We start from the raw sequence: 19570 nt of genomic DNA on the forward strand, positions 1-19570 counted from the left end.
GTCAGGCTTTGGGTTTCACATTCATCTGACCGGACATTTCCATGTGCAAGGCGTGGCAGAACCACTGGCAGTAGTACCAATGCACACCGGGGCGGGAGGCCGTGAAGGTGACCGAGCTAGTTTGCTGTGGTCCAATTTCCATGGCTACGCCGTAGCCGGACAAGGTGAAGCCGTGGGTCAAGTCCTCGATCATTTCCATATTGGTGACGACAACAGTGACTTCATCGCCCTGATTGACCTCGAAGCTGGGCACGGAGAACACGGGCGCTACGGCGGTCATGTAGACCCGTACCTTGTTGCCATCACGGATGACTTTGGAAGCACCTTCCAGGGTGACACCATCTTTCTCGGCCATTTTCCGCGCTCCGTCCCACCAGGGGTCGTCGCGGGTCCAGACGCGCTTGGGTCGTACCTTCTCGGCGGCAACCAGCAGCATGTCGTGCGGTTCGGCAAAGCTTGGGCCGTCGTGAACCAGCTTCATCTCGTCGCCCGAAATATCGATCAGTTGATCGTTTTCTGGTTTGAGTGGACCTACGTTCAGGAAGCGGTCTTTGGAGAACTTGTTCAGTGACACCAGCCACTTGCCATCGGCCTCTTTGGTCTCGCCCATGGTGGTGTGGTTGTGTCCTGGCTGATAATGAACGTCCAGCTTCTGGATGATGGGATCGACGTCCTTGCCCTGGTAGGCTTCAATCGCCTTGGCAATGTTCCACTTTACGATCTGGCTGTCGATGAATAAGGTGGTGTAGGCATTGCCACGGCCATCATAGGCGGTGTGCAACGGGCCCAGGCCCAGTTGAGGTTCTGCCACGACGCAGTCGCGTGCCTTGATCTTGTCGGCAAACAGGTCGTCCAGGCGGCGCACATCAATCATGGTGACAGTGGGCGAGAGTTTGCCGTTAAAGACTACATGGATGCCGTCGGGGCTGGCATTGCAACCGTGCGGGGAGTTGGGCACGGGGATATAGCGGGTGTAGCGTGAGCCTTTGCGGCCATCCAGCACTTTGACGCCCTGGATCTCCTTGAAATCGCCTTTCTTGACGCCGTCTTCAATGGCCTTGAGGTTGAACACCACGGCCCAGTCTTGCTCGTTGGCACTCATCTCGCCGACATCCACTCCCTTTTCGGAGTTGTAGCAGGTGGAGAAGGCGTACTTGCCTTGATAGTCGGCGTCGCAGTTGTCCAGGTTGCCGTCTACGATCACCTGCCAGGCGATTTCCATGGTGTCGCCATCAATGGCGGTAAAGACAGAAAAGTAGTTTTCCTTGGGGTTGCCAAAGATCGTGCCGTTATTGGGCAGAGGGACGATGTGCTCGCCATTGCAGAATACATAGCCGGTGCGGGGGTAGCGTTGGGGACGCAGGCCGTGTACACCGTCGGCATTGGGAATTTCAATAATTTTGTCGCACTTCATGACATCGCAGCGCACGCGAGCCACGCGGTTATTGGCCTTGTCATTGATGAAGATGAAGCGCCCGTCGTAGGTCCCGTCGGTAAAGGACATATGGGGATGGTGAGCATCGCCGTTAGGCAGAATGCCGCCCAAGGTATCGGCAAACGCCAGGGTTTCAGGCGTCAGGTTGGCGCGCATGATCTGGCGGCTTTCGTTGGTAATCCCCCAGCCGGTGGCGCTACAAATATTGAAGATTGGGATGCGCATCAGCTCGCGCATGGAGGGCAGCCCCATGATGCGGATCTCGCCAGACTGGCCGCCGGAGTTAAAGGCGTAGTACTGGTCCAGCTCGCCTGGCTCGATGTGAGCATTTTGCCCGTTCGGCGCTTTTTTGGTATCGGCCAAGGCGTTGCCAATGTGGGTGGCGCTGACCACAGCAGCGCCGGATAAGGCGGCGGTGCCCAGAAAGGCGCGGCGGCTCAAACCTTGTTTATCCTGCTTGTTCTCGGACATGGTGTGATTTTCCTTGTGTGTGATGACGTGACCGACTTGGCGCTGGGACGCGCCCAGACGTCTCACGGCGTGGCGGGGGTGGAATCAGTACTGTCTACGCTGCGTGGACGCACGGTAGGGCGGGCAGCAGCATCGTCTTGCAGCGAGCTGGCAACGGCGACGGGAGCCGGTTTATCTCGCTTGCGTTTGGCGATCTTTTGAATCAGGTGCGGGCATTTTTTCTCGTGGTGATACAGCATCTGGCAGTTCAGACATTGGATGCACTCATTGGGATTGATCGGGCCTTCGGGTTCGATGGCTTGTACGGGGCAGTCGGTCGCGCAACGCTGGCAGGGATTGCCACACATGGGGTAGCGACGCAGCCAGTCAAAAATGCGCAGGCGGGCGGGGATGGCCAGGGCAGCGCCCAGGGCACAGAGATAGCGGCAGTAAAAACGCTCGATAAACAGGCTGGCAATCAGCAGCAGTACGGCAAAGATCGTGAAGGGCCAGTCGCGGATGAATTTCAGGATGATGGCGGTCTTGAAGGGTTCGACTTCGGCCATCTTTTCGGCCACGGCCATGTCGTACAGGGCAACGCCAAACAGCACAATGAAAATCACGTACTTGATGGAAACCAAGCGTTTATGGGCGCTGTAAGCTACCTTGATCTGGGGAATACGCAGGAAGCGGGCCAGCTTGTTGGCCAGTTCTTGTAGCGCCCCAAAGGGACAGAGCCAGCCACAGAAAGCGCCCCGATTCCAGAAAATCAGAGAGATGGCGGTGGCAATCCATAGGATGAAGACCAGTGGATCCATCAGGAAGTATTCCCAGCGGAAATCGGTGCGCAGGGCGTGGGAGAACGTCAGTACGTTCACTACCGATAGCTGGGCCGAGGCGTACCAGCCAATCCATACCAGGGAGAACAGCAGAAAACCGATGCGAAAGCGCTGGTAGAACACTTCGTGTTTGGTCAGCGTGTCCTGGAAGAAAAAGACGCCACCCAGGGTCAGCAAGGACAGTAGTAGCACGGCAATCTGTACTTTCTTGCCGGCCCAGATTTGCTTGTACAAAGGCTGGTTGGCGGTTTCCAGCTCATCGTGCTCTGCGGCTTCCGGGGCAACTGCAGCGGGAGGGGGCGCCGTCAAATAGGCATCAGGAAGCTGGTAGTTCAGGCTCAGCGTGACAAAGGCTTTGTCTTTGACGCTCAGGACGCGTTGTACCAGCAGTTGCAGTCGCCAGGGCAGGACGGGATCAAAGGTGGCGGTAGCCGGGATCTTGAACAGGGCGGCTTCTTTGAAATCCGGCGCGTTGGCTGCTTTTACGCCGGGCAGGCGTTGGTGGTCCAGGTCAGTGAAGTGAAAGCTGTCCAGATCCTGGATGATTTCGATGCGATCAAAAATCCCGCCGCGCACATAGCCCGATCCCTTGAAGGAATACAGCCCATTGCCCAACACCAGCATCGCTTGCTGGCCGGGTTTTAGCTCTTGCTGCAGATAGTTGTAGTCGGCCTCGCCTAACAGGCTTTGTCCAATACTAGGCACGCTGACCAAGGCGGCGTACAGATCAATAAAGGTGTCTTGCGGATCGCCTTCCTGCGGATGGGCGGCAGCTTCTGTACGGCCATTATCAATAAAGGCCTGATTGATGTCGGCCACGCTGACGTGCAGACGTTTGATGGCTCCGCTTTGGAGCAGCTCGTCCCAGCTGGAAATCGTGTGATTGCTGGTATCGATGCTGCGTTTGATTGCCACGGGTGCTGTGGCGGGGGCGGCAGGCTGGCCTATGCCCTCTTGCCGGGCCACCAATTGGGAGGAGCGCATGATGCTGTCGCCCACCACCATCAAGGTCACCGTGGCACCGCTGATGATATCGACGGGTGGTGGTGCGCCGGGCTTGGGACGGTTCTTGATGTAGTTCTGGCCGATATAGCCTTGAATAAAGGCTTCGACCCGGGATTCCGGGATACCGATCAACACAATGGGTTCATGGTGTTCCAGCAGCTTGGCGGCGACGATGCTGCCATCCATGCTCATGGCGACCAGAGTGTCGATGGGGAAGCTGGAGTAACCGCGCGTGTTGACGATATCGGTCGTTACATACACATACCCTAGCTGTTCTTGATCCTTGAACACCTTGGCAACAGGCAGCGTGCCTGCGGGCTCGCTGGTGTGGGTGGCAGTGGGGAAGATCTCGTTGAGGGCAATGTCCGGGAGGAAGTGGGCAATGCGCGAACTGGAATGTGCGGAAGTGCTGCTTAGACAGGCTGCCAGCAGGAAAAGCAGGAGCCAGATAGTACGCAACTGGACATGCCGGGCCAAGCGATTGAGGGACGTCATTTCTTACCACCTGCAACAAGATTCTTGCGAGATGGTAGGGGTTACCCTTTGTTTGCTCTTTGTGTCAGAGCAAGGACAGATTCTGACAAGAGTGGGTGCGGGCCAGTGTCAGTCTGTCGCTGATCTGCGATAAATGATGGCAAGCCTGGTGGGCTGGGCCTAAGGTGTGATTTAGCCGTGGCGACGCAAATAATTCAGGACTGCGTCGGCATCACCTTGAAAAATGACCCGATCGGCTTTTTGTTCACGTTGGTAGCTGTACATGGGGTCGTAGTATTGCGTCAGCAAGTCTCCAATCCACTCCCGGTGGCCGTCCAGCGCACCACTGCGTTCCTGTTCTTGTAAGGCGGCATCCATGATGGCTGCCAACTGCTGGTAGCGTTGATGACCCAATCGCTTGGTGATGCGGGACAGGCTTTGTCGCAGTTGCTCGGCAAACAGGGCAAAGCCGGTTTGCGGGTTGGACTGCTGTGTGAATTCCGCGTGCAGATTCTGGACGTAGTCGCGCACAATGCGGGTAATGCGGTTTTCCAGACTGTCTTCCAGCCAGATAAGGGGCCACTGCTGCATCCCTCGGTACAGGTTCAGCGGCAGGCTGCAGCGACCTATGGTCTGGCTTTCATCTTCCAGCACAAAGCCTTGATGCCCTTGCGCTGTTTTCTTGAGCATGGCAATGGACAGGCGGTGTTCAAAGTTGATCTGACTGGGTTGAGCAGTGGCATGTTTACCAAAGCTGGAGCCGCGATGGTGGGCGTAGCCTTCCAAGTCCAGGCTGTGATCAAGCTGCTGCAACACATCGGTTTTGCCGGTGCCTGTCATGCCCCCCAGAATCTGAAAGCGGGCGCTGCTGACAGTCTGCTCCAGATTGTTCAGCAAAAAGCCGCGCATGGCCTTGTAGCCACCTACGACACGGGGGTATCGAATGCCTGCTTCTTCGCGTAGCCAAGTTTGTGTGATCTGGCTGCGTAGACCACCCCGAAAACAATACAAGTAGCCGTCGGGATGGGCTTGCGTGAACTGCGCCCAGGCTTGCAGGCGTTCTTCCTTGATCTGGCCGCTGACCAGCTTGTTGCCCAGTGCAATAGCCGCTTCCTGACCATGTTGCTTGTAGCAGATTCCTACTTGATGACGTTCTTCATCGTTCATTAGTGGCAGGTTCAATGCGCCAGGAAAGGCCCCTTTACTGAACTCGATGGGAGCGCGAGCGTCCATCAAAGGCGCATTATTCAGGAACAGCTCGCGGTAGTGGTGGGTATCAGGGCGCATCAAGCGATTTCGACGGCGTGGGTTTTGGCAGGGATGAACTCCCCGATGGCTTGCAGTTGCAGGCCTAGCTCGGCAGCCGTGGCTATAAATTCGGCGGTGGCAGAAGGTTCTACCGCGACCAGCAAACCGCCGCTGGTTTGCGGGTCGCACAGGATATTGATTTGTTCCTGGCTAATGGGGGCGATGCGGTGGCCGTAGCTGTCAAAGTTACGTTGTGTGCCGCCGGGGACGCAGCCTTGCTCCAGGTAGTATTCGATGCCGGGCAGCAGTGGCACACGGTCCAGGTTCAAGCGGGCCGTCAGGCCACTGCCGTCTGCCATTTCGATCAGGTGGCCCAGCAGACCAAAGCCGGTTACATCCGTCATGGCTTTGACGCCAGACAGTTGTGCAAAGCGGCTGCCAGGTTTGTTCAGCGTACACATCCAGTCGCGCGCCAGGTTTTGATCTTCGGGACGCAGTTTGGCCTTTTTCTCGGCGGTGGTCAGCACGCCAATGCCCAACGGCTTGGTCAAATAGAGCTGGCACCCTTCGGTGGCCGTGTCGTTACGCTTTAACTGGCCTTTATTGACCACGCCGGTTACAGCCAGACCAAAAATAGGCTCGGGTGCGTCAATGGAGTGGCCACCGGCCAGGGTGATGCCAGCGGCATCGCAAGCAGCACGACCGCCACGCACCACTTCACGGGCAACTTCGGGAGACAGCACATTGATGGGCCAGCCCAGAATGGCAATCGCCATAATGGGCTTGCCGCCCATAGCGTAAATGTCGCTGATGGCGTTGGTCGCGGCAATGCGGCCAAAGTCATAGGGATCGTCCACGATGGGCATGAAAAAGTCGGTGGTCGAGACAACGCCCGTTTCCTCATTCAAACCGTAGACAGCTGCGTCATCACGCGAGGTATTGCCTACCCACAGATTCGGGTCTACGTTTTGGGCACCACTGCCGGCCAGGATAATGTCCAGTACCTTGGGAGAGATCTTGCAGCCGCAACCGGCTCCATGACTGTATTGGGTCAGACGAATAGGAGTATCCATAGTGCTCGGGGGGGAGGTTGTGATCGGAACTTGCCATGGTAAATCGATAAATGCACTTAAGCGAGGTCTGGACGTCATGGACCGACCGACGGGTTTGTCTCCTGAGAGTGGTTGTGTCTTGAGAACGAGGTGGCTTCGTGTCTGAGTACCTTCCTGTTTTTTTACGAATGTCCGTGTTTAAAAATAATTTGTTCGCATTACAATAATGAGAATAATTCGTATTTAATTAATAGGGGAAGTCATGAAAGTAGTGGTTTGGGCTGGCGGGTACTCTATGGTTTTGGGGCTTTTGATGAGCGCGGCGCAGGCTCAGGAAACGCCTCAAGAGGTATCCACCCTGTCATCCATCAAAGTGCGGGCTCAAAATGAGAAGTCAGAGGGGACAGGCAGCTATCAGCAGCAGGCCGTTCCTCAGATTCTGAAGCTGCCAATGACACTACAGGAGCTGCCTCAGTCTGCAACGGTTATTACGCGACAACGTATCGAAGACCAAGGTTTGGATACCTTGGGGCAGGTCATGGAGCAAAGTCCCGGTGTCAGTCGCCAGCAATATGGTGATGACGGCGCAGGCTACACCTCGTTTCAGGCGCGTGGCTTCAACATCACGAATTACGTGATTGATGGGGTGCCTACGACGGCTGCCGCCTTGCAAGGTTATGGCGGGGTCAGTGTCATGGACACTGCCATTTATGACAATGTCGTCATTGTGCGTGGTGCGACCGGCCTGCTCAGTGGGGCCGGAGAGCCGTCGGCATCCATCATGATGCAGCGCAAACGGCCAACAGCCGAGTTTCAAGGACAGGTTTCAGCAGGGGTGGGGACCTGGGACCGGTATCGGGGCATGGCGGATCTTTCAGGTCCGCTCAACGAGAGTGGTTCTGTGCGGGGGCGCCTGGTTGCAGCCTATGATCAGTCTCGTTCCTGGAAGGAAGGCTACAAGGGTAAACGGGATGTTTTCTATGGTGTGATCGAAGCGGATCTGGGGGCGCGAACGGTAGCCAGATTAGGCATTGAGCACATGGATAATCGTTACGATGGATCCAGCATGCACGCATTCAGTGTCTCGGATACGGCCGGAAATCTGGTGCAGTGGGATCGCAGCGATTCTGCGACGGCAGCATGGGCGTACAGCAAACAGCGCCGAACGATGGCGTTTGCTCAACTTGAACACGAATTCAACGACGACTGGTCCATTCAAATGGCGATGGGGCGTTCTTGGCTGAATAACGAGCAGTTGTATGGTGTGGCTGCTCCGGCACCGACCCCGCAGGGACGCGGTTCCATGACGGCGGGTTTCAACGAAAAAACACCGACTCAAGATACGGCCGACATAACCATTACAGGGCGGTTTCAGGCGTGGGGACAAGGGCATGACGTTATGCTGGGCGCCAATTACTACGAGCTTTCCCGGCATGACACGGCTTATGCGCGTCAGCGTATCCCTATTGCGCAGATCAAAGACTTTGACCGTAACGTGCCGCGCCCGGACTTGAAAATTACCGGACCGGATAATCAGCGTGCGCGACAGTGGGGGGCTTATGCCGCAACGCGCCTGCGCTTGACGGACAAATTGGCCTTGATTGCGGGTGGACGAGTCACCAACTGGAAGGACCACTCCAATGCGAGATTACGCAAAGAGAATGGTGTGTTTACTCCGTATGCCGGTCTGGTCTACGACTGGAATGAGCAGTGGGCCAGCTATGCCAGCTATACGAAAATCTTCAATCCTCAGTCCAGCCAGGACAGAGACGGTAATTATCTGGATCCTGAACAAGGTACTAACTACGAGGTAGGGGTTAAGTATTTGTTCCCTGGGGAGGCGGCGTCCGCATCGTTGGCGGTGTTTCAGACTCGCAAGGACAATCTGGCTATAGTCGATGGCAAAGAACTGACGCCTAGCGGTGCCCAGGCGTACACCGCTGCCAGCAATACGCGTTCTGAGGGGATTGAGTTCGAGATCAATGGCGAGCTTGCCCCTGGCTGGCAAATGGGCGCCGGCTACACCCATTACCGCTTCCGTGGTGCTGATGGCGAGAAGATCAAGACGGATATCCCGGCTGATCAGGTCAAGTTGTTTACGACTTATCGCTTGCCCGGTGCGTGGCATAAGTTGACGGTAGGAGGCTCTGTGCAATGGCAAAGCAAGATCTTTGATAATCAACTGACCGGCGTAGCCCGTGAAACCAACACACAGAAAGCCTATGCGGTGGTGGATCTGATGGCGCGATATGCCATTACGCCTCGGGCGGATCTGACCGTCAATTTCAATAATATTTTCGACAAAACCTATCGCCTGGCGTACAGCAGTCATACCTACGGCGCCCCGCGTAATGTGATGGCGTCCTTGCGCTATCAGTTTTGAGCTGACTTGTCCTTTTGGCTTGGCAAGCGCCAGTTATGGGAAGGGCAGGGGACGCACCACCTGGGCAAGCTGGTCCGCAGCGACCCACTGTGCAAACTGCTCGCCCAGGCGCTGGCTTTGTTCAACGGCGTGTTGCCAGGCCAGACGTCGATCTGCATCAGACAGACGCTTGTAGTCGGAACGATCGGGGATTTTGTGGTCTTGCAGACGCTGATAAAAGTGGGGCGTAGGGCATAACAAAATCAGATTATCCAGGCTGTGGGGACGACGGGCCTTCTGCCAGCGTGGCAGGTATTTGTCGAACCAACTGGCACTGATTTTTTGCGTGAAATGGGGAAACAAGGTCAGGCCAGGGCTGTCCAGATCCAGTGCACAAAAGTTGTAGTCCACCAGCCCCCCATCCCGGTAGAGCCCGGCGGGCCAGTTATGAGCGGCATCAACACCATCGATGACCATTGGAATGGCGGTGCTGGCGGCCAAGGTTTGGAACAGATTGTGCTGATCCAGTGCCGCGTAGCGAGCCTGATCGTGATGCTTGCCGTGGATGGGCAAGGGGCTGCGGGTGTCATGTACGATGACCCGCTCAAAGAACAGGCGTGGGATGGCCGGGTGCACATAGTTGCCGACCATGCAGCCGAGCAGGGCTGCGCCAAGCTGTTTTTGATTGCGGGAGCCTGCCCAGCCTTTGCTGCGTGCCACGGTAATGGCGAAGCGATAGCGCGGGTGGTTCAGGATTGCTGCTTGTGAGTCGGCGTCCCCGAGGAACGTTTTCAGCATAGTCTGGGTAGACCGGGTAATGTCCGCGACCGTGGAGTTGGGTAAAAAGGGACTGTGTATATAGAGCTGGGCAAAGTCCGCAAAAGCTTTGTACGGATCGTGTTGAGCCGCGCAGGCAAAACGCCAGGAGGCCACTGAGCTGCCAAACAACCATAGCGGTTCGTCATGTGTGTTGAGCCAGTCCCCAAACAGATACTGATCCAGCCCGGTCAAGGCCAACGCCTTGGGCCCGCCCGCGCTGCCAATTAGTGTGCTGATATCTTTGGCATGCAAACCCTGGTTTTGAATGTGACGATAGGCACGAGGCCCGGCGTAGATCGCCAGATCCGGTTCAATGTATGACAAGATCAGCTCCCGAATGTGATGGTTCTGTAGCCGGACGGATGGCCAACAAGGCTTTAGTCTAGCGTTGTTGGGGCCGGGCCGGGGAGAGCTGACTTGGGTTAACGCGGGGCAAGAAGCAGCCCCCGCTGCTCCCGTTGGGAAGGGCAGGGGCTGATACAACAAGAAGTCATCCGGACCCCCGAAAGCGTCCGGGGTACAGCCAGACGCCTTAGAAGCTGGCCGTCAAGGTTGCGTAGTATTGACGGCCAGGCTCGTTATAGGTGTTGGCTCCTTGGCCGCTACCGGAGTCTTCACGGTACAAGCGCTTGTCGAACAGGTTGTTGACGCCCAGGCGGATATGGGTGGACTTGGTCACTTGATAAGCACCGCTCAGGCCGAAGATGGCATACGAACCACGTTCACGCAGACCATCGCCTGTTACGGTCGAGTTATTGGACAGGTTCTGTGAGCGTGGCTTTTGCTTGCCATACAGGGTGGCGGTTGCCAGCATGGACAGCTTGTCGTTCACGCGCCAATCCAGCGTGCTGTTCAGGGTGTAGCGTGGAATGACAGTCAAAGGCTGATTCGTTTCCTTGGACTTGTTGGTGATCATGTAAGTCAGGTTATTGCTCAGGCTCAGTGTCTCGCCGTTCTCGCCCAGGATCGGGATGGTCAGATTGCCTTCCAGGCCACGGATCACGGCCTTGCCGGAGTTCACCCACTGGAAGGGACGCACCAGCGAGCCGCCGATGTTCACCGCATCCGGAATAGTCTGGTCGCCCATATCGGCCACAATTTTGTTGCTGTAGTCGTTCTGAAAGTACGTCAGCCCTGCTGCCCAGCCGGCCTTGTCGTAGGCCAGACCAATTTCCTTGTTGATGCTGCGCTCGGGTGACAGATCGTCGTTACCGAAGATGTAGCAAGGGCCGCTCACGCGTTGGCCTGTTACGGGGTCGTACGGGCAACCGTTACCGCGCGTCTGGTACAGGTAGTTGGGGTTGGACTGGTACAGGTTAGGTGCTTTGAAAGCGCGGGCAATACCGCCTTTCAGGGTCAGATGGTCGGTCAGGAAGTAGGAGGCGTTCAGACTGGGGCTCCAGTTGTCGCCAAACTTGCTGTGGTGATCAAAGCGGACACCGGGGGTGACGGTCAGTGCTTCAGTCAGCTCGATATTGCCTTCCACATAGGCGGCAGTGGTGCGAGCCTTGCTTTTGGAGTCAGCGTTCTTGTTGATGGTCTGGCCAGAGCGGGTGGCGTAGTCATCATCCAGGCGTTGGTCACGGTGTTCAAAGCCCACGGTCATCAGCACGTGCTTGTTGGCGATCTGTAAGGGCGTGTTGTATTCGCCGGACAGGTTCAACGAACGCAACTCTGATACGGAACCTGCGCCAGGGTTGGAGATACTGCCTTCGCCACCTCCGGCCAGCCCTTCATTCAAGCGGGAGTTGGTGGTGCCTTCATAGGCAAAGGTAAGCCGCGAACGACGGCCTTGGCCATAGTCCCCATAGTGGCTCAACGATCCAGCGCGGCGATACATGATGTTGGTTTCGGCCCCGTCATCGGCCAATGAAGCGATGGTGGCATTGCCGTTGGTGAACAGACGCTCGCCAGCAAAAATATTGCCTTGGCGACTAAATGAGCCTTCCAGTTCCAGGCGATGGTCGCGGTTGATATCCAGGCGGACCAGGCCGTTGATGTCTTTGTTACGCACACCTTCGCGGCCTGCTGGAGGCACGTTTGTTTCGCTGACATTAATGCCGGAGGATTTAGCGTTCAAGGCAGGTTTGTCTGCATCGGTTTTGGCGATATTGCCGTAGACGCGGAAAGACAGTTTGTCGGCGATGGGGCCAGACAGGTTAAAGCCGGTGCGACGTGTGGAGCCGTAATCGCTGTCCTCGGGGATTAAGCCATAGGCGGTTACCGAGCCGGAAAAGGTGTCGGTAGGCGCTTTTGTGATGATGTTCACCACACCACCGGCGGCACCGGAGCCGTAGCGCGCGGCTGCCGGCCCACGCAACACTTCAATGCGTTCGATGGCGTTGACAGGGACCCAGTTACTGTCGCCACGGGTATTACGTTCCCCGTTACGCCCCATGCGAATGGAGTCCCGAGAGCTCACGGGCTTGCCGTCAATCAGGATCAAGGTGTTTTCCGGACCCATGCCGCGTAAGTCGATCTGGCGGCTATTGCCGTAGGAGCCCGATGGGCTGTTCCCGGTCAGGTTCACACCGGGCATGGTGCGGATCAGTTCGGACAGATCGTTGGCGGGAGGACGTTTTTCAATATCGTCGGCGGTGATAGTGGACACGCCAGGAGCCTGTTTGACGGCTTCTTCTGCCGATGGCAAGACACGGATTTCTTCTAGTGAGGTGACCCCACCACGCACGTTGGAGGTTTGTGCCTGCGCATTGAAACTGGCTGCCAAGGCCGTGGCGAGCAGGCCTAATGCAAAGATCGGGCGGCGAGCCGGGAGCGTCAATACATTCATAATCTCTTCCCTGATAACGATAAATATAATGAGAATTGTTCGCAATCAGAATTTTGTTTAAAAATGTGTTGCTTGTCGAGAAAGCTGACGAATTTGTGGTGTCAGAAACACGGGCTGCACGGACGAGCCTTCGATGGTGTTCTGGACAATCGTTGTTCTATAGGAAAAATTCTGTTTTTTTTCAGAAAGGTGTCATGCCTAGGAAAGCGGTATGAGTCCTGAAAATACCCATGCCGCCTCTTTTCTTGGTCCTGATAGAAGTCTTGAAGGACATTAATTTCTTTATTTGACACGGCGGGTCATTTTTGATGAGAATGTGTCCTGAACAATTCAAACTTAAAAAGTTCAGGAGACACTTCATGAAAAAGATTTTTGGTTTAGCGATGGCCGGGTGGGCGGCCTTGATGATGATTGCGGGGTCGGCGCAGGCAACGACGTTTCCCGCCCAGCCGTTGCGTTTGATCGTGCCCTTTGGCGCAGGAGGCATTACAGACCTGGTGGCACGCCTTCTTGCCCAGCAGTTGGGTAAGGAGTTGGATCAGACCGTGATTGTTGAAAATAGGGCCGGTGCTGGCGGCATGATCGCCGCTCAGGCCGCGCAAAATGCCAAGGCGGACGGGTACACCGTGTTCATGGGGACCGTAGGCACACAGGTGGTCAATCCCTTGCTGGCCTCCAAGATCAACTACGACCCACACGCTTTTGTGCCTATCGGTATGGTGACGGGGTCTCCGTATGTGCTGGCAGTTCGTTCGGATCTGGGTACAGAGACCTACGCCCAACTGGTCAGCCATGCCCGGCAGGAGCCGGGTCTGCTGAACTTTGGGTCAGCAGGAGTCGGGAGTTCTCCACATTTAGGGATTGAACTGTTCAAGCTAACGGAGAAGCTTGATGTGCGGCATATTCCCTTCAAGAGTGGGGGGGAAGCGGTCAGCGCGGTGGTGGGCCGCCATGCTGACATGGTGATGGATGCCATTCCAGTGATCATGCCGCAAGTGAAGGCGGGCAAGCTCCACGCCCTGGTCTTGGCTGATAGCCAGCGTTCCCCGGCTGCTCCTGATGTCCCTTCCAGCGCGGAGTTGGGTGCACCTGAGCTGCGCATCAGTTCCTGGAACGTGTTGCTGGCTCCACCCGGTACGCCACCGCAGATCGTTGCAGTGTTGGAGACGGCATTGCAAAAGACACTGGCTGACCCGCAGTTCAAAGCTCATCTGGAGCAGCAAGGCAGTCAGGTCTACACCGGAACCCAGGACGAGTACCAACACTTTATCGCGGCCGAGCGCAGCAAGTGGCAGCGTATTGTGCAGACCGCAGACATCAGTCTGGAGTAAGGAGCAGACGATGAACCAACCGGCACTGGAGCTTATCGACACGATCTATACCGGCAATGGCTGGAAGGTACGACTGCTGTGCGGCTATTTGGGTATAGCGCTACAGCGGCGCAGCCTGTCCATCGTGGAGGGGGATCTGGATACCGAGGCGTTTCGGCGTATCAACCCTTGGGGACAGGTGCCGGTATTGCGGACTCGGGAGGGGCCCTGGCTGGCGGAGTCGGCCGCCATCTTGTGGTATTTGGCACAGGGCACGGCGTTCTTGCCCGCCGATGCACTGGCCCAGGCACAGGTTTTGCAGTGGCTGTCTTTTGAGCAGACGCAGCATATGGTCAACCTTGCCCAGCCAAGACTGTGGGTGACATTGCGCGGCACGATGGCGGTGGATGCTCCTGCGGTGTTGGCGTGGCGTGAACAGGGCAACAAGGCTCTGGCTCATATGGAGGCGCATTTGCAGCGACATCGCCATTTTGTTGGAGACAGGCCCAGCATCGCGGATGTTGCCTTGTTTCCCTATACCTGTATGGCACAGCAAGGTGGTTATGAGCTGCGCTGCTATCCATCGGTCCGACGTTGGCTTGAACGTATGCAGGCCCTGGCGGGCTATGTCCCGTTGTTGTGAGCAGGATTGTCATTTACAAAAGGAGTGGTTATGAGTGACACCATGAGCTTGTCTAAATCTGTGCTGATTGAACAGGCACAAAGTCAGATGCAGGCAATTTTTGAAATCCCTGAACGCAGTGTCCCCGAAAAGCTCGCGCTGACTTGCCGTATTCTTTTTGATGGTGGCCATGACTCCGGGCTGGCTGGCCAGATCACCGCACGCGGGGAACAGGAGGGTACGTACTTTACCCAGCAGTTGGGCCTGGGGTTTGATGAGATCACCTCGACGAATGTTTTGTTGGTGGACGAGGACCTGACCGTGTTGAAAGGGTACGGCATGCCTAATCCGGCAAACCGCTTTCACTCCTGGGTGTATCGTGCTCGACCCGATGTGAACTGCATCATTCATACGCACCCCCTGCATGTGGCCGCCCTGTCCATGCTGGAGGTGCCGCTAGAGGTCTCTCATATGGACAACTGCCCCTTGTATGAGGACTGTGCATTCCTGAAAGATTGGCCTGGTGTGCCCGTGGGCAATGAAGAAGGGCAGATCATTGCTGAGGCCTTAGGCGATAAACGCGCCATTTTGTTGTCACACCATGGCATGTTGGTGGCAGCGGCCTCAGTAGAAGAGGCTTGTGTTCTGGCTTTGCAATTTGAGCGTACTGCGCGCATGCAACTGTTGGCGATGTCCGCCGGAAAGATTCAGCCTATTGCGCCGGAATTGGGTCGGGAGGCTCATGACTGGATTTTGAGGCCGCGTCGCTCCGAGATCGGCTTTGAATACTATGCCCGTAAAGCGCTGAAACGCCATACGGATGTTTTTGAGTAGAATAAGAGGCTGCTTTTTTCTACGCGCCCTGAGGCTGGCCTCGGGCGCCACACCTCTTTTTAGCCCACATGACCCATCTTCCCTTTCGCTTGCGCGCTCTGCGTCGCCAACATGGCTTGTCGCTGGAGCAATTGGCTCAGCGTACTGGTCTGACTAAAAGTTATTTGTCCAAGCTGGAGCGGGCCGTCAGTGCGCCGTCCATCTCGACTGTGGTCAAGTTGGCTCAGGCGTATGGCATGGGGGTGTCGCAGTTGATCGGAGAGGCGGATCTGGATCAAGACGAAAGTGTGTGTGTCGTGCGGCGGCACGATCGTATGCCCTTGCCCAGCGTAGCCGGCCATAGCGTTTACCGTTACGAGAGCATGGCCGGGCGGCGACGCTTTCGTTTGATGGATCCCTTTGTCATTTACCCTCCGCATGATCACCAGCAGCCTGCGCCAACCTTCCCGCATGGGGGAGAAGAGTTTTTGTTTGTGATTCAAGGGCAAGTGCAAGTGACCATTGCAGAGCACAGCATGACCTTGGAGACGGGCGATTCCGTTTACTTTGACTCGGAGCTTCCCCACAGTGTGCTTAGCTTGGGGGATCAACAAGCGCAGGTACTGGCGGTGACGTGCTCTGACTCGGGGCCAACAGCAGGGCGTCGTTCAACGCCTGAGACGCAGGCTGAGCCCACACAGACGTTACCGTAGTTCAGGGCCTGCGGGGCGTGCCAGTGTGCTGGAGGCCGCTGCAGAAATTGGCGGAAAGCAGCAGGAGTCGAACCTACCTGGGAACGTCTGACGCCCCCAACCGGGTTTGAAGCCCGGCCGTGCCACCGGGCACGGATGCTTTCCTTCAAGAGGCCCTATCATACGTTAGGGCCGATTACGCTTCAACGATCAGTGCGCTGCCTGTTTTAGCACTCGCAACGCACCCTTGTTTCAATCCGCTGCCGCCCAGGCTTCGCCGCGTAAGACGTGGCGATCACGTACACGTCGTGTATAGCCGACGCGATCAAAAAATTCCAGAATCTGAATGGCCCGTTTGCGGCCTAACCCCGTTGCGTCCCGGAACTGCGCGGCGCTGACGCCTTGGCCGCTATGCAGCTCCTTGACGATATGGGCCAAGACTGCGATTTGGCGACGGTGGTAGAACAGGTCGTGCACGATCTGAAATAGTTCGCCTTGGCGCACCAGTCGGCGCAGCACGTTGCGAGTCTGGCCTTCCGGGTACTCGGTTGCTTTGGCCAGATCGCGTGTCCACGGAGGATCGAAGCGGCCTGCCTCGATCAAGGGCAGCAGGGCGGCAGCCAGGGTTTCATCTTCTGGACTCAGGGTGACGCGGTGTCCCGGCGTATGTAGCCAGGCCCCTTGGCGGGCCAAGCGCTGTTCCGCCAGCAGGTGCTCGGTCAGCAGTTGCCAGATGGCGTCGGGCATGGTGGGGGCGGCCATGCGTCGCAAGCGGCTGATGGACAGGCCCGGTTCGTCGGGGTTGCGCTCGTGATACTGCAGCATCACGCTTTCTATGTGCTGACACAGCGTTTCCAGGCGCGCATCACTTAGCAAGATAGGCTGACTTTGTGGGCGAGATCCGGTGCGCCAGCGGGCATTGGCAGGGGCGCTCAAGCCGTGTTGAGATCCTCCTGACAGACGCAGCAGTGTTGCTTCGTCCAGACCGTAAGGCGCGTGGGCCAGCAGGCCCTCCAATGGTCCGCCGCGCGTCCATTGTGCCAAGGCGTCCAGCCAGGCAAGACGTGTCGTAGAGCGTCGTTTGCGGTCCGGAGCATTCGGGTCCAGCACAATCCCGCCGCCGACTGTTTCGCTGGCCTGGGCATTACGCACGATAAAGCGCTCGCCCGTTACGGTGCAGATGGGACGGTCAAAGACCAGTTGGACTTTGCCGGTCTGGCCGGGCTGCAAGGATTCGCCATCCAAAGGCACGGCATGGGCCGTCAGGTGAGCGGCCCCCATGTGGACATGCCAGGGCGACCAGGTGCGTAGGGCGGGAATATCTTTATCCAGCAGGCTCAGCTCCACATCGATACGTGTGGAGGGGATGAAGCAGCGAGCGTCGGCCAGCCAGTCACCACGCTCGATATCCTGTACATCAATTCCACCCAGGTTCAGGGCACAACGCTGGCCGGCGCGGGCCTGGCGCGAAGCCTGGTTCTGGGCATGAATACTGCGCACACGTACCGGCGTGCCGCGTGGCATCAGGCGCAAGTCCATCGCCGGGCCATCCAGATCCAGTACGCCATCGTGCACCGTGCCGGTCACGACCGTGCCGTGGCCTTGCAGGGTGAAAACACGGTCAATGGCCAGACGGAAATAGCCTTGGCCATCCTGTGTGGTGGATTGCATGGCCTGTGTGTGCAGATGCTGACGTAACGCTTCCAGACCGGGTTTGTCCTCGGACAGGGCATCGACAACGAAGACGGGCGCATTGTCCAGAAAACTTCCTTGGACAAGTGTTTGCAGCTGGGCTTTGACGGTTTCAATCCGAGCGGCATCGGCGCGATCCGCCTTGCTCAGCACGATGGCTCCGGCGTCTAAACCCAGTAGTTGCAGCACCGCCAAATGCTCGCGGGTTTGCGGCATGACGCCATCATCTACGGCCACGATCAGCAGGCCAAAATCAATGCCGGTTGCACCTGCGACCATGGTGTGTACCAGACGCTCGTGGCCGGGAACATCAATAAATCCCAGAATCTGCCCGTCGGGTAAAGGCGTATAGGCATAGCCCAACTGGATGGAGATACCGCGCTTTTTTTCCTCTTCCAGACGGTCGGTATCCACACCCGTCAAGGCGCGGATCAAGGTGGTTTTGCCGTGATCAATATGTCCTGCAGTACCAACAATCATGCTTGCTCGCAGATCAGTTGTGCGCTGAAGTCAGCTTCAAATTGTTCTTCCAAACAGCGCAGGTCCAGCCAAAAGGCATCTTGCGCAATGTGCCCGATGACGGGCTGGGGCAAAGTGCGTAGGCGTTTTTCCAGCTCTGTCAGATGGCGGCCAGCACGGCCCGTGCCTTTGTAGGCGAAGCGCAATCCAAAGCTGGGCAGCACATCCTCGGGCAGAGCACCGCTGCCAATCTGGCTCAACATGGCAGTGGGTTCGACAGCAAATTGTGTTCCTACCCATTGCTGCAGAACAGGTGCCAGACGCAGCGCCTGGGCGCGCATCTGCGCCGATGGCCGGGTCAGCAAACGAAGGGTGGTCAGGTGTTCGGGTAGGCGCTCGGGCGAACGGTACAAGGCCAGTACCGGTTCCAGCGCGGCCAGTGTGATTTTGCCTACACGCAAAGCGCGTTTGAGCGGGTTTTTCTTGATCTTGGCGATCAGGTCTGCGCGGCCTACGATCAGACCGGCCTGGGGGCCACCCAGCAACTTGTCGCCGCTGAAGGTCACGATATCGGCCCCGGCTTCGATGGTTTCACGCACGGTGGGTTCGGGCGGCAGACCCCATTGGCTGAGATCCACCAAGGTGCCGCTGCCCAGATCCACGCTGGTGGGCAGGCCGTGTTTCCTGGCGATCTGTGCCACTTCCTGGACAGAAACGCTTTTGGTGAAACCTTTGACGGCGTAGTTGCTGCAATGCACCTTCATCAACATGGCGCTGCGCTCGTTGATGGCGTTTTCGTAGTCGGCTGCGTGGGTACGGTTGGTGGTGCCCACTTCATGCAGGCGGGCACCGGCGCGCTTCATGATGTCAGGGATACGGAAGGCACCGCCAATTTCTACCAGTTCGCCGCGCGACACCACGGTTTCGCGCCGGGGGCTCAGGGTGCTGAGCATCAGCAGCACGGCGGCGGCGTTATTGTTGACCACCGTGGCGGCTTCAGCACCGGTCAGTTCGCAAAGCAAGGGGTTGATCAGGTCATCCCGGTCGCCTCGGCCACCGGTTTGCAGGTCAAATTCCAGATTGGCGGGTGAACGCATGGCCTGGACGACAGCCTGGATGGCTTCATCCGGTAGCATCGCACGCCCAAGATTGGTGTGCAGCACGGTGCCGGTCAGATTGAAAACCGGGCGCAGCTGCAGTCGGGATTCTTCTTGTAGCTTGGCCTGCAGTGCTTGGGCGAGCTGGGCGGGCTCCAGGTCCTGAGGACGTAGTGCTCCCTTGAACAACGCATCCCGCAGTACTTGCAAATGGGCGCGAGTGCTTTGACTGAGGCGTGTGTGACCGAACTGGCTTAGTAAAGGCTCGAACTCTGGCGAGCGCAGTAAGCGATCCAGGGAAGGGATATGGGCGGGGGAGAGTTCAGGAGTAGGGCTCATCATTCAAAGGCAGGCATTTGAGTCTATGGGCAGGGTCCGTCAGCTACGCCTTGCGTACAAGGCGTAGGGGA

13 protein-coding genes and 1 tRNA gene are annotated in these 19570 nt (G+C 57.2%); 5 read left to right on the plus strand and 9 right to left on the minus strand.

Annotated features, from left to right (window positions below; translation table 11 throughout):
• Nucleotide 1: 1 nt before the first annotated feature.
• The 4 genes from nosZ to selD all read right to left on the minus strand — a co-directional run bounded on the left by nosZ (nucleotide 2) and on the right by selD (nucleotide 6524).
• Complete coding sequence (gene nosZ, locus AC6I6N_RS15845; protein ID WP_094197951.1) at nucleotides 2–1906, minus strand: TAT-dependent nitrous-oxide reductase; 1905 nt, start codon at nucleotides 1904–1906, stop codon at nucleotides 2–4.
• 62 nt (nucleotides 1907–1968) lie between these two features.
• Nucleotides 1969–4224 (minus strand): 4Fe-4S binding protein, encoded by a 2256-nt coding sequence (locus AC6I6N_RS15850; protein WP_497943641.1) that lies wholly within the window; start codon nucleotides 4222–4224, stop codon nucleotides 1969–1971.
• A 171-nt stretch (nucleotides 4225–4395) separates the two neighbouring features.
• On the minus strand, nucleotides 4396–5490 hold the full coding sequence (gene mnmH, locus AC6I6N_RS15855; RefSeq protein ID WP_497943642.1) for a tRNA 2-selenouridine(34) synthase MnmH: 1095 nt from the start codon (nucleotides 5488–5490) through the stop codon (nucleotides 4396–4398).
• Complete coding sequence (gene selD / locus AC6I6N_RS15860; protein ID WP_094197948.1) at nucleotides 5490–6524, minus strand: selenide, water dikinase SelD; 1035 nt, start codon at nucleotides 6522–6524, stop codon at nucleotides 5490–5492. The genes mnmH and selD overlap by 1 nt, the downstream gene beginning before the upstream one ends.
• 241 nt (nucleotides 6525–6765) lie before the next feature.
• Between selD and AC6I6N_RS15865 the strand changes: the two genes are divergently transcribed.
• On the plus strand, nucleotides 6766–8886 hold the full coding sequence (locus tag AC6I6N_RS15865; protein ID WP_497943643.1) for a TonB-dependent siderophore receptor: 2121 nt from the start codon (nucleotides 6766–6768) through the stop codon (nucleotides 8884–8886).
• 33 nt (nucleotides 8887–8919) lie between these two features.
• Here AC6I6N_RS15865 and AC6I6N_RS15870 read toward each other — a convergent pair whose 3' ends face one another.
• On the minus strand, nucleotides 8920–10008 hold the full coding sequence (locus AC6I6N_RS15870; protein WP_406611584.1) for a hypothetical protein: 1089 nt from the start codon (nucleotides 10006–10008) through the stop codon (nucleotides 8920–8922).
• Nucleotides 10009–10216: 208 nt separating this feature from the next.
• Nucleotides 10217–12475 carry a FepA family TonB-dependent siderophore receptor gene (locus AC6I6N_RS15875; RefSeq protein ID WP_230019363.1) on the minus strand — a complete coding sequence of 753 codons (2259 nt, stop codon included), beginning with the start codon at nucleotides 12473–12475 and terminating at the stop codon, nucleotides 10217–10219.
• A 359-nt stretch (nucleotides 12476–12834) separates the two neighbouring features.
• Here AC6I6N_RS15875 and AC6I6N_RS15880 point away from each other — a divergent pair, with 359 nt between their 5' ends.
• The 4 genes from AC6I6N_RS15880 (at nucleotide 12835) to AC6I6N_RS15895 (ending at nucleotide 15933) form a co-directional block, all read left to right on the plus strand.
• Nucleotides 12835–13806: a Bug family tripartite tricarboxylate transporter substrate binding protein gene (locus AC6I6N_RS15880; protein ID WP_264672151.1), complete on the plus strand. Its 972-nt coding sequence runs from the start codon at nucleotides 12835–12837 to the stop codon at nucleotides 13804–13806.
• A gap of 10 nt (nucleotides 13807–13816) precedes the next feature.
• Entirely contained in the window at nucleotides 13817–14428 is a 612-nt protein-coding gene (locus tag AC6I6N_RS15885) for a glutathione S-transferase family protein (protein WP_497943644.1), read from the plus strand.
• 30 nt (nucleotides 14429–14458) lie between these two features.
• Nucleotides 14459–15241, plus strand: a complete 783-nt coding sequence (locus AC6I6N_RS15890) for an aldolase (RefSeq protein ID WP_094197943.1) — start codon at nucleotides 14459–14461, stop codon at nucleotides 15239–15241.
• Between the two features lie 68 nt (nucleotides 15242–15309).
• Entirely contained in the window at nucleotides 15310–15933 is a 624-nt protein-coding gene (locus tag AC6I6N_RS15895) for a helix-turn-helix domain-containing protein (RefSeq protein WP_094197942.1), read from the plus strand.
• 48 nt (nucleotides 15934–15981) lie between these two features.
• Here the strand turns inward: AC6I6N_RS15895 and AC6I6N_RS15900 are convergent.
• The 3 genes from AC6I6N_RS15900 to selA form a co-directional block, all read right to left on the minus strand.
• Nucleotides 15982–16077: transfer RNA gene (locus AC6I6N_RS15900), tRNA-Sec, on the minus strand.
• A gap of 87 nt (nucleotides 16078–16164) precedes the next feature.
• Nucleotides 16165–18084, minus strand: coding sequence for a selenocysteine-specific translation elongation factor (gene selB / locus AC6I6N_RS15905; protein ID WP_497943645.1), 1920 nt, complete (start codon nucleotides 18082–18084; stop codon nucleotides 16165–16167).
• Nucleotides 18081–19499: an L-seryl-tRNA(Sec) selenium transferase gene (selA, locus tag AC6I6N_RS15910; RefSeq protein WP_497943667.1), complete on the minus strand. Its 1419-nt coding sequence runs from the start codon at nucleotides 19497–19499 to the stop codon at nucleotides 18081–18083. Before selA ends, selB begins: the two co-directional genes overlap by 4 nt.
• Between the last annotated feature and the right edge of the window lie 71 nt (nucleotides 19500–19570).

This window comes from Alcaligenes sp. LTN-3 (genome assembly GCF_059735605.1).